Source organism: Frankia sp. CcI49 (genome assembly GCF_001983215.1).
In the GTDB taxonomy this organism is placed as follows: Bacteria; Actinomycetota; Actinomycetes; order Frankiales; family Frankiaceae; genus Parafrankia; species Parafrankia irregularis.
In genome coordinates, this window is the sequence record NZ_MOWP01000031.1 from 168,926 (window position 1) to 182,232 (window position 13,307).

The following is a 13,307-nucleotide window of genomic DNA, read 5'->3' on the forward strand; positions in this document are numbered from 1 at the left end:
CGCCGAGTTCAATGAGGCGGAAGTGATGTCTGATGTCGAGCGCGCCGCAGCAACGTGGCCCCGGGGCAGAGTTGGTGGCGCAGGCGCGTGTCGAGGCCTCGCCGTACCCGGAGTTGGCGACGTTGGCGATGCCCGGGTTCGCCGACTTGTTGACCGCGGCGCGGCGAGTCCGGTGAGGATGACGGGGTCGTCCAGCTGCGCCGAGGTCTGACGCTGTGCGGTGCGAAGGCGAAGCAGCCGTCCAGGTCGAGGTGGCGGGTGCCGATGTGGGCGCCGACGATCCGCTGCCGAGCCGGCCTGAAGGCCTCGGGTGATGTCGTGTCCGTCGGTGGGCTGTCGGGATCACGTCAGTCGGCGCGAGATTTCCCCGGCCGGTCGGGGCGGCCGAAGCCGCTCGGCGGCCACGGTGCGCCTCGCTCGCGTCGCAGGTCGTGGATCTCCGGTGGGGGTGATGCCAGGCTTCGAGCCTCCCGGTCACCGCGCGGAACCGCGAGCCCGTTCCAGGGTGCGGCCCCCGCTCGCGAACCCACGGAAGCATCCCTCGACTGCATACCGAGTATTGTCCGCCATGCATACTCGGTATGCAGAGGAGGGAGATCCGGGATGTCGGTCCGGAACGGGCTGCTCGCGCTGCTGGCGGAGCGCCCGATGTACGGCTATCAGCTGCGGGCGGAGTTCGAGGCCAGGACGGGATCGACCTGGCCGCTGAACATCGGGCAGGTCTACACGACCCTGCGCCGCCTCGAGCGGGACGGCCTCGTGGCGGGCGAGCGCGCTCCCAGCCGAGCGGACCCGACCGACTCGGACGCCCTGGCCACAGACGCTCTGGCCACCGATGCGTCGGCGGCGGAAAGGTCTCCCACACAGACGGCGGCCCCGAGCGCTGCGGCGGTTGCCGCGGACGAGCCGGTCACCGGCGCTCCAGTGGCGAGGACCGCGGTCATGAACCCGGAGCAGGGCGAAGGCGACAGCGGCGACGGCCGGGGGATCGTCTACCGGCTCACGGCTGCCGGCGCGGCGGAGGCGCAGCGCTGGTGGTCGACCCCGGTGAGCCGGCGGATGGCGGGCCGCGACGAGCTCGCCATCAAGCTCGCGCTCGCCGTCACGCTCCCCGAGGTGGACGTCCGATCGCTGCTCCAGCGGCAGCGGGTGGAGACGCTCCGGGCGATGCAGGAGTACACCCGGCTGCGGCACCGGGCCGACGACAGCGCCGACCTCGCCTGGCTCCTCGTCCTGGAAAACCTGATCTTCACCGCGGAGGCGGAGATCCGCTGGCTCGACCATGTGGAGCTGCGCCTGATTCGCCGCAGTTCCGGCGCTCCCGCCGGACCCGATCGTGAGGACACCCGATGACAACGGCACTGACCAGCCCGGACGTCCAGGTGGAGGTCGGACGGGCACCCGCCCTGGAACTGAGGGGCGTGCACCGGGAGCACGGCCGGGGCGCGACCAGGGTGCAGGCGCTGCGCGGGGTGGATCTCACCGTGTGCGCCGGCGAGCTGGTGGCGGTGATGGGCCCGTCCGGGTCGGGCAAGTCGACGCTGCTTGCCCTCGCCGGCGGTCTGGACACCCCGACCTCGGGTGAGGTCCTCATCGCGGGCGCGACGCTGAGCGGCCAGTCGCCGAAGGCCCTGGCCGCGCTGCGGCGGCGATCGCTTGGCTATGTCTTTCAGAATCTCAACCTGATACCCGCGCTGACCGCGGTCGAGAACGTCATGCTTCCCCGCGAGCTGGACGGGATCTCCGCTCGGGCGGCCCGGCGGGAGGCGCAGGCGGCCCTGGCCGAGGTCGGTGTCGCCGACCTCGCCGACCGGTTTCCCGACGACATGTCCGGTGGCCAGCAGCAGCGGGTGGCCATCGCCCGCGCGCTGGTCGGCCCGCGAGGCCTGGTCCTGGCGGACGAACCGACCGGTGCGCTGGACTCGAACACCGGCGAGGCGGTTCTGCGGGTGCTGCGGGCCCGCTGCGACGCCGGGTCCGCGGGGCTGCTCGTCACGCACGAGGCCCGGCACGCGGCCTGGGCCGACCGCGTGATCTTCCTGCGGGACGGCCTGGTCGTCGACTCGACCGGCACGCCCGAGACGCCGGAGTCCCTGCTGAGCGCCCCGGTCCCCGTCCCCGCGGACGGTTCGAGGGCCGGCGCGGCGGCGAGTCCGGCGCCGGACGGGCCGAACCCGGCGCGGGACGGCACCGGCGACTCCAACGATTTCGATGAGTTCCATGAGTCCGGCGAGTCCGACGGGTTTGACGGGGGCCGGCGGTGACGGCTGGCCGGTTGCGGGCCTGGCGGGCGGCGCTGCGCCTCGCTCGGCGCGACGCCCTGCGTGCCCGCGGGCGCACCGCACTCGTCCTCGCGATGATCGCGGTGCCGGTGATGCTCGTGTCGACGGTCGACGTGATCGCGCGATCCAGCCAGGACGGCCCGGCCCAGATCGCCTACCGGCACCTGGGCAAGGACCCGTCCGTGCAGGCCGAGGTCTCGTTCTTCGGGCCGGACAGTCCGTTGACCCAGAGTCCCGATGGCAGCGACATACGGACCGAGGACCTCCCCACGCCTCCGCCGGGCGCCGTCGACGCCGTCGGCGCGGGCGACGCCGCGCCAGATCCCGCCGACTCGCAGCGGCAGGCGCTGGCGGCCCTGCCCGCCGGGAACACGGCCGTCACCGAGCTGCGTGGCTACCTGAGGTTCCGGATCAGCGACGGGTCGCACCGCGACCGGTCCGTCGGCACGAACGTGCGGGAGACCGACTGGACCCGTCCTGAGCTCGCGGCGTTGGCGACGGTCCGGTCCGGCCGGCTGCCCACCACCGTGGGCGAGGCCGCGGTCAGCCGGGCACTCGCACGCCACGCCGGCCTCGGGGTCGGCGACACGCTCACCGCAGCGGCGCTCGCCGCGGGCGAGGCCCCGGGTTCCGGGCCCGCGCTGACGATCGTCGGGGTCGTCGAGGAAACCCGCGGGCCACAGGAGAGGACGGTGCTGGCCCCACCCCGCACGCTGGCTCCGGTGGCCTCGGATGTCACCCAGATGCTGTATGTGGTCGGTCCGCATCCCATCGACTGGTCGCGGGTACGTGCCGCCAACGCCGCAGGTGCGGTGGTGGTGAGCCGGGCGGTGCTCGCAAACCCGCCCCCGAAGGCCCAGAGACCGGAGGTCCTCTCGACCGGCCCCGCGGCCGACATGGTCGCTGCGACGGTGCTCGCCGCGGGCCTGGCGCTGCTGGTGGTGGCGCTGCTCGCCGGCCCCGCGTTCGCGATCGGCTCCCGGCGCAGCCGCCGCCAGCTCGCGCTGATCGCGGCCGGTGGCGGGGCACCCGCGCACCTGCGCGACATCGTGCTGGCTGGCGGTGTGGTCATCGGCCTGGCCGCGTCGCTGCTCGGGGCGGCCGTCGGCACCGGGCTCGGCGTGGCACTCATCCCGACCCTGGTGGACCACGGTTGGGCCGACATCGTGCGCACCGACGTCCGAATCCTGGATCTGCTGGCGATCGTGGCGGTCGGCACGCTCACCGCGATCGCCGCCGCGGCCGCCCCGGCGATCTCCGCGAGCCGGCTGGACGTGCTCGCCGCGCTGAACGGGCACGGCAGTCCGGCCCGGATGCGGCGCTGCGTCCCGGTCGCCGGGACCGTCCTGGTCGGCACCGGAACGGCCGTGGCGCTCCTCGGCGCCGGGAACCGCAGTGGGCTGCTGATCCTCGCCGGGACGACGCTGACGATGCTCGGCCTGATCGCCGTCGGTGGCGTCCTCGTCAGCCTGGTCGCCCGTCTCGCCGGGACCCTGCCCGTCGCCGGGCGGCTGGCCCTGCGCGACGCCGCCCGCCAGCGTGGCCGCACCACCCCGGCGATCGGCGCGGTGATGGCGGCGGTGTCGGCCTCGGTCGCCGTCTCCCTGTTCGTCGCCGCCATGGATGATCACGACCGCCGTGCCTACCAGCCCATGCTGGGCGACGGCGTGGCACTGATCAGCCTCTTCGACGACTCGCGGGACCAGGCCGACGTGGCGCGGGAACTGGCCGGCGCGGAGCGGGTGCTGCGCGAGCACCTGCCCATCCGGTCGGTGCACGTGGTCGAGACGCCCGTCGACGCCGCTGGCAAGAGCCTGTCGATGACGCTGTCACCACCCCTGCCAGCAGGCTGTTCATCGCCGGCCGGGGGGCCGCCCGCGGACGACCCGCGGTGTCTGGAGGGCTTCGGTGGCTGGGACGGCACCGGCCCCTACCCGGTCACCCTCGGCGGCAGCGAGGTGGTGGTCGATGACGGGACGGGCGTGGAGGTGGCACTCGGCCGCGCCGAACCCGCCCTGCGCCGGGTGCTGGCGGGAGGCGGTGCGGCGGTGTTCGACGACCGGCTGCGCTGGCCGGACGGAACAGTGCACATCGCCGTCACCGTCGACGGCGACAACGCGGGCGGCGACAACGCGGACGGGGGCACCCTGCGGGAGATCGTGGTACCCGCCACGCCGGTCCCGACGTCGGCGCCCTCCTCCGACCTCACCTTCGGCGGCCTGCTCCTTTCCCCCGCAGCCGCCCGCGGCCTGGGCCTGCACAGCGGCCCGGCCCAGATCGTCGCCGCCACGGACCGCACGCCCACCCAGACCGAGGTGGAGCGCGTCAACGCGGCGGCGGAGGATCTCGGGCTCAGCTCCCCGGTGGTGGAACGCGGCTACGTCAGCGAGTTCGGCATCGGCCTGCTCGCACTGGCCGCGGGCGCCGGCCTGATCACCCTGAGCGCCACCGTGATCACGGTCGGGCTGGCGGCCGCGGACGGCCGTGCCGACCTCGCCACCCTGGCCTCGATCGGCGCCAGCCCCGGCCTTCGCCGGCGGCTCGCGGCGAGCCAGGCCGGCGTGGTGGCCGGCCTGGGCACCGTCCTCGGCGGCATCGCCGGCTTCCTTCCTGGCGCGGCCACGGTCCTGATGATGCGGCAGGGTGAAGACGTGGTCGGTCCGCCCTGGCGGCTGGTCATCCCCTGGGAGACGTTGCTGATCGTCATCGTTGCCGTGCCGCTGCTCGCGGTCGCCGCCGGCTGGCTGTTCACGCGGTCACGGCTCCCCATGACGCGCCGCGCCGTCCTCTGACGCCTACGGTCGCGATGGCGGGCTCCGTGGGGCACGCCGCGACGGATATGATCACCCGACGGCGCTGTTTCGGAACCTTCGGTATCCCCGAAAACCTCGGCAATGCGTGGTGGAGCGCGGCGCGGACCCACAAACGGCACCGGGATCCGTTCCTGGTGAGAATCACAACGGGGCAGACGAGGCCGCAGACGGCGAGTCACTGGTGTTCGGGGGTTCGTGAGGCCGAGTGTCGTCCAGGAAGGTCAGTCTCCGTTTGGGTTTTTTCTGCTGGACGGGTTCTGCCGAAGGGAGGTGGCTGGGGGCGGCAGACGGGTCGCGGCCAGGTCGTGTGGCCTTTTTGTTCGTATTGCCGAAGGTCGGGCTTCTCGTAAGCGTGGTTATGATAACTGTGCTTATGCAAGTCTGCAGCAGGTGGCTGCTTGGTTACATGCGGGTGGAAGTCGGGCGACCCGGTCGATAGCTTGGTGTCCTGGATGACCGAGGACCGATCGGCCGAGATCAGGTGATTCCCGGCGATTTGTGAGGTCAGGCGAGGTAGTCGTCGGCTCGTGCGCCTCGACCGGCTCAATCCGTCAAACGGGCCATGCGCTGAAGGCCATACGGAGCGGTCTGCGCGGAGCTGGCCGGGTTGGCTGACTGCGCTGGCGTTCGACGACTGGTATCCGGTGTCCGGCATGCTGCTTGAGCTGGCCGCATTCGGACCTCCAGGCGGATGGGCGGAAGCGGCTTGTCTCGAGGGGAGGTGGATGAATGGGTGCGCGCTGTGTGGTCCTTGATATCGGGGGCGTACTCGAGGTGACGCCGCAGACCGGGTGGATGCCGCGCTGGGAACAGCGGACCGGTCTGGCGGCGGGCACGGTGCTGGAGCGTCTGGCCGACGTCTTCCTCGCGGGTTCGCTGGGGACGATGTCGGAGAGCGAGGTGATCGCCATGGCCCGCGCGCGCCTGGATGTCTCCGAGGAACAGCTGGAAGACTTCTGGGGCCTGATGTGGGACGAGTATCTGGGCACGCTGAACGTCGAGCTGTTCGCGTGGTTCCGGGCACTCCGGCCGCGGTTTCGTACCGGCATTCTCAGTAACAGCTTCGTCGGTGCACGTGAGCGTGAGCAGGAGCGGTACGGGTTCGCGGACGTCACCGATGTGATCGTCTATTCCCATGAGGTGGGGCTGGCCAAGCCGGATCCGCGGATCTATGCGTTGACCTGCGAACGGCTGGGTGTCGCTCCCGATGATGTGGTGTTCCTGGACGACACACCGGCGGCCGTCGAGGGTGCTCGGGTGGCCGGCTGGCATGGTGTCCTCTTCCGCGACACGGCGCAGGCGATCGCCGAGGTCGAGGCGTACCTGGCGCCTTGACGGCTCGCGGCCTTCCGGGTACTAGCGGCCTACGACACCGGGTCGGGAGAGATGAACTCGATCCGGTTGCCGACCGGGTCGGGGCTGTAGAAGTGGCGGTGGCCCGGAAAGTCGTGCGACCAGGTCACGGCGATGCCCGCGGCCGCCAGGCGCTCGGACAGCGCGTCGATGTCGTCGACGAGGATGGCCGGATGCGCCTTGGTGGCCGGGGTGAACGCCGGATCGACACCGACATGCAGCTCGAAGCCGGTTCCGCGGAACCAGGCGCCACCCCGAGCGGCCATCGGCGGCGGCTTCGGCACCTCGGTGAGGCCGAGCAGACCGCACCAGAAGGCCCGGCAGGCGTCCTCCGCCCCGGCCGGGATCGCCAGCTGAAGATGATGAAGCCCGAGGATGCCGGTGTACGGCTCGCTGACGACGTCGTTCATGTCGACGCTGGTCATTGAGGATGCCTCCCGAACGCCCGGTGTCCCCGGGCTCAGGGTAGCCGCAGACGACCCGCGCCCGCGTCCCGCGCGGCCTCAGGCCCGGGCCGGGATGACGACGTTGTGCGGGGGATGGCCCGCGGACAGGGCGGCGATCTGGCGGCGCACCAGGGCGACGACCCGCGGCAGCATCGCGGCGCTGTGCCCGCCGACATGCGGGGTGAGCACGACGCCGTCGAGGCGCCACAGGGGGTGCTCCGGTGGCAGCGGCTCGGGGTCGACGACGTCGAGCGCGGCGCGGACATGGCCGGCCCGGACCGCCTCGACGAGGTCGGCGGTGACGACGACCTTGCCCCGCGCGACGTTCACCAGCAGGGCACCCGGCTTCATCAGGGTCAGCAGGTCCCGGTCGACCATGCCCTCCGTCTCGGCGTTCAGCGGGACGGCGAGCGCGACGATGTCCGCGTCGGGCAGCAGCTTGGGCAGCTCGTCGATCGACCAGACGACGCCGTCGGCGTCCTGGCGATGCGTTGCGGCCACCCGGGTGATGTCGACCTCGAACGGCCGCAGGCGGCTGACGATCGCCCGCCCGACGCCGCCCTGCCCGACCACGATGACTCTGGAGTCCGCCAGCGACAGGGATTCGGTGTGCGCCCAGCGATGATCAAGCTGCGCGGCGACCAGCGCTGGCAGCCGTCGCTGGCTGGCGATCATCAGGCCGATCGCCAGCTCGGCGGTGGACGCCTCGTGAACGCCCGTGGCGTTGCTGAAGGTGAGACCGGCGGGCAGGGCGGCGGCGACCCGGTCGTAGCCGATCGACTGGCTCTGCACGAGCTGGGGCCGCAGCCCGCCGAGAGCGCCGAGCACCGACGGATCGGACATGTACGGCACCACGACGATGTCCAGGTCCCGGCGCGGTGGCGCGCCCGACAGATCCCAGATGATCACCTCGGCTCCGGGTTCGGCTCCGGGTGCGGAGGCGAGCGCCTCGCGGAGCTCCTCGGTGGGGACGGCCACGACCAGCGGCCGGCGGTGCTGCGACAACGGTGTTCCCTCCCGATCGACTGCGCTCGGTCAGCGGAGCCTGGCGCCGTACACGTGGTTGACCGTCATCGTCATGAGGACTCGGCGGTCCGAGACCATTGTCGAGCGGTACCCGTCCCAGTCGGGATGCTCGCCCGCGGCGAGGCGGTAGTAGTCCACCAGTGCCTCGACCTCGGGCCCGTGCGGGTCGGTGCCCGGCCCGGTGAGTGTCACCGTGCCTTCGGCGGTGGCCCAGGCCCAGCCGTCGGGGCTGGTGACCTCCAGTGCCGCGCGCGGGTCCCGGCGCAGGTTCGCCGTCTTGGCCCGGCCCTCGGTCATGGACACGTAGAGGACACCGGCCGGCCGGTCGTAGAAGGGCAGGACGGGGGAGAGCTGGGGGAGCCCGTCCGCCTTGATGGTGGCGAGCACCCCGAGCCGGCTTTCAGCGAGCAGCGCATGCGGGTCGAACGGCGTGGTGGTCATGGTCGTCCTCCTGGGCTACGGGACTGTGCGACCAACGCCGGGCCTGCGCATGGCGTGCCCGGGCATGTGTGGCCCGATGGCAGGTGATGTCAGTCGCTCACAGCGGCATCTTCGTCCAGCACCCGGTGCTGGACGTCGGCCGTTCACACCCTGATGAAGGTCTCCGGTGGGTTCGCGAATTCCCCGGCGTAAACGGGAACGCGGTGGGTGGTCAGTGGCCGGCCGGGGTCGCGGTGACGGCGATGGTGGTGACGCTGATGAGGAGCTGGCCGTCCTGCTCGGTCGGGGCGAAGCCGGTGGTCGGGCCGCCGGCGAGTTCGGCCCGCAGGGCGGCGAACACCGCCTCGCGGTCGGCGACCGGGGTCAGGATCCGGTCGATGGGCAGGGTGGAGCGGTGGCGGGCCGGGTCCCCGGCGAGCGGGCCCACCGTGGCGCGCAGCAGCGTGGTGATCTCGGTGTCGAGGAGGGTGGCCGCGTGGGAGGGGTCGATCCTGCGGTGCAGGTCGTCGAAGGGGCCGCGCAGGCGGGGGCTCGGGGCGACCATGTCGGAGATCACCACCCGGCCGCCGGGCCGGCACACCCGGGCCATCTCGGCGACGTACGGTCGCGGGTCCGGGAAGTGGTGCAGGGCGGCCTGGCAGTAGACCACGTCGAAGGACGCGTCGAGGAACGGCAGCCGGGTGGCGTCGCCCTCCTGGAGCAGCACGTTGGCCACACCGGCGGCCCGCAGGCGGGTGGCGGCGATCCGTAACAGCTCGGTCGTGACGTCGAGGCCGACGACCTGGCGGACGCGCGGTGCCGCGAGCTCGGCGACGTGGCCCGCTCCGCAGGCCACGTCGAGGATGATCATGTCGGGGTGTAGCGGCTCGAGCCAGGGGACGGCGGGCTCGCGGGCGGCGAAGACCGCGTCGCGGTCGGTGAACAGGCGGGTCTGACGGCTGAAGGACTGACGTACCGTCCGCGTGTGGTCACTCGCATCCATGTTCTGATTTGTAGCCGTTCATGGCGGCGGCCGCCTCCGCACGACCGGCCGTGATCCGGCCGATCAGCGTCGATCAGGCCACGGCGGAGGCACCGAGCAGGGCCTTGAGGTCGCCCATCAACGCGGGTGTCCGCTGGACCTTGTAGGCGTCGTCGAGCCGCAGGAGGGTGACCCGGCTGGACGACTGCAGGCGCAGGTGGACCTCGGTGGTGCCGGGGTGGTCGCCGAGCACCTCACGCAGCCGGTCGACGGTCGGGGGGTTGACCCGTGAGGCCGGCAGGGTGATCACCACGGGCGGGCTGAGCGCGTGATCGCTCAGGTCCGGGACGGTCAGATCGGAGGCGACGAGGCGGGGGGTGTCCTCGCGCTTGTCGATGCGCCCCTTGACGATGACGACGGCGTCCTCGGCGAGCTGGGTCGAGCACGTCTCGTAGGTCGCCGGGAAGAACATCACCTCCAGGCCGCCGCCCATATCCTCCACGGTGGCCAGGGCCCACAGCTTGCCCTGTTTGGTCACCTTCCGCTGCAGGCCGGAGATGATGCCGCCGATCGTGACGACGGCGCCGTCCGGGTACTCGCCGCCGTTGAGCGCGGCGATGCTGCAGTCGGCCTTGGCCGCGAGGATGTGCTCGACGCCGAGCAGCGGGTGGTCGGAGACGTAGAGGCCTAGCATCTCCCGCTCGAGGGAGAGCAGCAGGGACTTTTCCCACTCCTGGTCGGAGAACTCCTGGACACCGAAGATCGGGGCGGCGTCCGGCTCGCCGTCCTCGCCGTCGAAGGCGAACAGGTCGAACTGGCCCTCGGCGTTCTTCTTCTTCACGCCCATGACCGCGTCGACGGCCTGCTCGTGCTTCTCGGCGAGACCGCGGCGGGTGTGCCCGAGCGAGTCGAACGCGCCGGCCTTGATGAGCGATTCCACGGTCCGCTTGTTGCAGACGACGGCGTCGACCTTGTCCAGGAAGTCGGGGAAGGAGGCGAAGCGGGTCTTCGTCTTCCGGTTGCGGACGATCGACTCGACCACGTTGACGCCGACGTTGCGGATGGCGGCGAGGCCCACCCTGATCTCGTTGTCGCCGTGCGCGGTGTAGTCGGCGTCGGAGGTGTTCACGTCCGGGGGCAGCACCCGGATGCCCATCCGCCGGCACTCGTTCAGGTAGATCGCGCTCTTGTCCTTGTCGTCGCGGACGGAGGTGAGCAGCGCGGCCATGTACTCGGCGGGGAAGTTGGCCTTGAGGTAGGCCGTCCAGTAGGAGACCAGACCGTAACCGGCGGTGTGCGCCTTGTTGAAGGCGTAGTCGGAGAAGGGGACCAGGATGTCCCACAGCATCTTGATGGCCTCGGCGGAGAAGCCGTTGGCCTTCATGCCGTCGGAGAACGGCACGAACTCCTTGTCGAGGATCTCCTTCTTCTTCTTGCCCATCGCCCGGCGCAGCAGGTCGGCCTGGCCGAGGGTGTAGCCGGCGACCTTCTGCGCGATGGCCATGACCTGCTCCTGGTACACGATCAGGCCGTAGGTCGTGTCCAGGATGTCGGCCAGCGGCTCGGCGAGCTGCGGGTGGATCGGGGTGATCTCCTGCTGGCCGTTCTTGCGCAGCGCGTAGTTGATGTGCGAGTTCGCGCCCATCGGCCCGGGCCGGTAGAGCGCGAGCACGGCGGAGATGTCCTCGAAGTTGTCGGGGCGCATCATGCGCAGCAGGGAGCGCATCGGCCCGCCGTCGAGCTGGAACACGCCCAGGGTGTCGCCGCGGGCGAGCAGTTCGTAGGAGGGCGGGTCGTTGAGCTCCAGGCCCATCAGGTCGACCTTGTGACCGCGGTTGGACTCGACGTTGCGCACCGCGTCGTCCATGACGGTGAGGTTGCGCAGGCCCAGGAAGTCCATCTTCAGCAGGCCGAGGTTCTCGCAGGTCGGGTAGTCGAACTGCGTGATGATCGCGCCGTCGGCGTCGCGGCGCCACACCGGGATGTGGTCGATGATCGGTTCGGCGGACATGATCACGCCGGCGGCGTGCACGCCGGCCTGGCGGATCAGCCCCTCCAGGCCCTTGGCGGTGTCGATGACCTTGCGGACGTCCGCGTCGGACTCGTAGAGGCCGCGGATCTCACCGGCCTCGCTGTAACGGGCGTGCTTGGGGTCGAAGATCCCGGACAGCGGGATGTCCTTGCCCATGACGGCCGGGGGCATCGCCTTGGTGATGCGGTCGCCGACCGCGTACGGGTAGCCGAGGACCCGGGACGAGTCCTTGATGGCGGCCTTCGCCTTGATCGTGCCGTAGGTGACGATCTGGGCGATGCGGTCCTCACCCCACTTGTCCGTCACGTAGCGGATCACGTCACCGCGCCGACGTTCATCGAAGTCGATGTCGATGTCCGGCATGGAGACGCGGTCGGGGTTGAGGAACCGCTCGAACAGCAGGCTGTGCGGGATGGGGTCGAGGTCGGTGATGCCCATCGCGAAGGCGACCATCGAGCCCGCCGCGCTGCCACGGCCCGGGCCGACCGGGATGCCCTGGTTCTTCGCCCACATGATGAAGTCGGCGACGACCAGGAAGTACGACGGGAAGCCCATCGAGAGGATGACGCCGAGCTCGTACTCGACCCGGGTGCGGTGCTCCTCGTCGAACCCGTTCGGGAACCGCCGGTCCATGCCGGCCCAGGTCTCCTTGCGGAACCAGGACTCCTCGGTCTCGCCTTCGGGCACGGGGAAGCGGGGCATCAGGTTGCGCTTGGTGAACATGCCGGCCGGCTCGACCCGCTCGGCGATCATCAGCGTGGTCTCGCACCCCTGCTGCCAGGCGTCGGAGGTGTCGATCGCGTACATCTGCTCGGCGCTCTTGAGGTAGTAGCCCGAGCCCTCGAACTGGAAGGTGGGGTTCGCCACCGTCGACGCCGTCTGGACGCACAGCAGAGCGGAGTGGGTGGCCCGCTCCGACTCGTAGGTGTAGTGCGAGTCGTTCGTGACCACGAAGCGCATGTCCAGTGCGCGGGCGATGTCGATCAGCCCGTCCCGCACCCGGCGCTCGATCTCGATGCCGTGATCCATGATCTCGCAGAAGAAGTTCTCGCGGCCGAAGATCTCCTGGTATTTCGCGGCGGCCTTGAGTGCTTCGTCGTAATGCCCCAGGCGAAGCCGCGTCTGCACTTCCCCGGACGGGCACCCGGTTGTCGCCATCAGCCCTTCGGCATGCTCGGCGATGATTTCGGAGTCCATGCGTGGCCATTTGATGTAGTGGCCTTCGATGGACGCACGGGAATTGAGCCGGAACAGGTTRTGCAGCCCGGTCTCGTTCCGTGCCCACATCGTCATGTGGGTGTAGGAGCCACCACCGGAGACGTCGTCGCTCTTCTGGTTCGGGTCACCCCACCGCACCCGCTGCTTGAGCAGGCGCGACTCCGGCGCGACGTAGGCCTCGCACCCGATGATCGGCTTCACCCCGGCCGCCGTGGCCTGCTTGTAGAAGTCGTAGGCGCCGTACATGTAGCCGTGGTCGGTGATCGCGACGGCGGGCATCCCCTGCCGGGAGACCTCCGAGAACATGTCCTTGAGCCGGGCCGCCCCGTCGAGCATCGAGTACTCGGTGTGGACGTGAAGGTGGACGAAGGAGTTCGGCATGTCGTCGGGACCTTCCCGCGCGCGGAGGGCACGCCGGTCGATGCGGGGCAGGGACGGGGCGGGGGCAGGGACGGGGCGATATGGGTGGGACGATATCGGTGTGGCAATACGAGTGCGGGCAGGGCGAAAAGAAAGCCGGCCGGAAAGTCCGCCGAACTTACTCGCCTATTGTTCCCGGCTACTTCAGGTCGTTAGTGTGGCTTCACTGTGTCTCTCGGTGAAGGATTGTGGTCTCTCGGTGGCGGTGAAGGCGGTCGACGGCTGTCGCGCGGGGGTCCGGCGGCATTGACGCAGCCTAGCGCTGCCCGCCGACAGGCCTGAAGAGAACATGCCGGCCGCGCACCACCGGGCCAC

9 protein-coding genes are annotated in these 13,307 nt (G+C 70.8%); 4 read left to right on the forward strand and 5 right to left on the reverse strand.

Annotation, left to right across the window (positions count from 1 at the left end):
* The first annotated feature begins 603 nt into the window (after positions 1-603).
* The 4 genes from CcI49_RS27960 to CcI49_RS27975 all read left to right on the forward strand — a co-directional run bounded on the left by CcI49_RS27960 (position 604) and on the right by CcI49_RS27975 (position 6,430).
* On the forward strand, positions 604-1,353 hold the full coding sequence (locus CcI49_RS27960) for a PadR family transcriptional regulator (protein ID WP_076830953.1): 750 nt from the start codon (positions 604-606) through the stop codon (positions 1,351-1,353).
* Positions 1,350-2,264 (forward strand): ABC transporter ATP-binding protein, encoded by a 915-nt coding sequence (locus CcI49_RS27965; protein ID WP_076830956.1) that lies wholly within the window; start codon positions 1,350-1,352, stop codon positions 2,262-2,264. The genes CcI49_RS27960 and CcI49_RS27965 overlap by 4 nt, the downstream gene beginning before the upstream one ends.
* A complete protein-coding gene (locus tag CcI49_RS27970; RefSeq protein WP_076830959.1) occupies positions 2,261-5,074 on the forward strand; it encodes an ABC transporter permease in 2,814 nt (937 codons plus the stop codon). Before CcI49_RS27965 ends, CcI49_RS27970 begins: the two co-directional genes overlap by 4 nt.
* 750 nt (positions 5,075-5,824) lie before the next feature.
* Positions 5,825-6,430, forward strand: coding sequence for an HAD family phosphatase (locus CcI49_RS27975; RefSeq protein ID WP_076830962.1), 606 nt, complete (start codon positions 5,825-5,827; stop codon positions 6,428-6,430).
* Positions 6,431-6,459: 29 nt separating this feature from the next.
* On the opposite strand, the gene CcI49_RS27980 is transcribed toward CcI49_RS27975, so the two are convergent.
* The 5 genes from CcI49_RS27980 to dnaE all read right to left on the reverse strand — a co-directional run bounded on the left by CcI49_RS27980 (position 6,460) and on the right by dnaE (position 12,953).
* A complete protein-coding gene (locus CcI49_RS27980; RefSeq protein WP_083749755.1) occupies positions 6,460-6,873 on the reverse strand; it encodes a VOC family protein in 414 nt (137 codons plus the stop codon).
* A gap of 78 nt (positions 6,874-6,951) precedes the next feature.
* Positions 6,952-7,899 (reverse strand): NAD(P)-dependent oxidoreductase, encoded by a 948-nt coding sequence (locus CcI49_RS27985; protein ID WP_076830965.1) that lies wholly within the window; start codon positions 7,897-7,899, stop codon positions 6,952-6,954.
* 30 nt (positions 7,900-7,929) lie between these two features.
* The gene (locus tag CcI49_RS27990; RefSeq protein ID WP_076830968.1) at positions 7,930-8,361 is read right to left on the reverse strand and encodes a PPOX class F420-dependent oxidoreductase; all 432 of its coding nucleotides are present in this window, start codon (positions 8,359-8,361) and stop codon (positions 7,930-7,932) included.
* 211 nt (positions 8,362-8,572) lie between these two features.
* Positions 8,573-9,343 carry a methyltransferase domain-containing protein gene (locus CcI49_RS27995; RefSeq protein WP_076830972.1) on the reverse strand — a complete coding sequence of 257 codons (771 nt, stop codon included), beginning with the start codon at positions 9,341-9,343 and terminating at the stop codon, positions 8,573-8,575.
* Between the two features lie 73 nt (positions 9,344-9,416).
* Complete coding sequence (gene dnaE / locus CcI49_RS28000) at positions 9,417-12,953, reverse strand: DNA polymerase III subunit alpha (RefSeq protein WP_076830976.1); 3,537 nt, start codon at positions 12,951-12,953, stop codon at positions 9,417-9,419.
* Between the last annotated feature and the right edge of the window lie 354 nt (positions 12,954-13,307).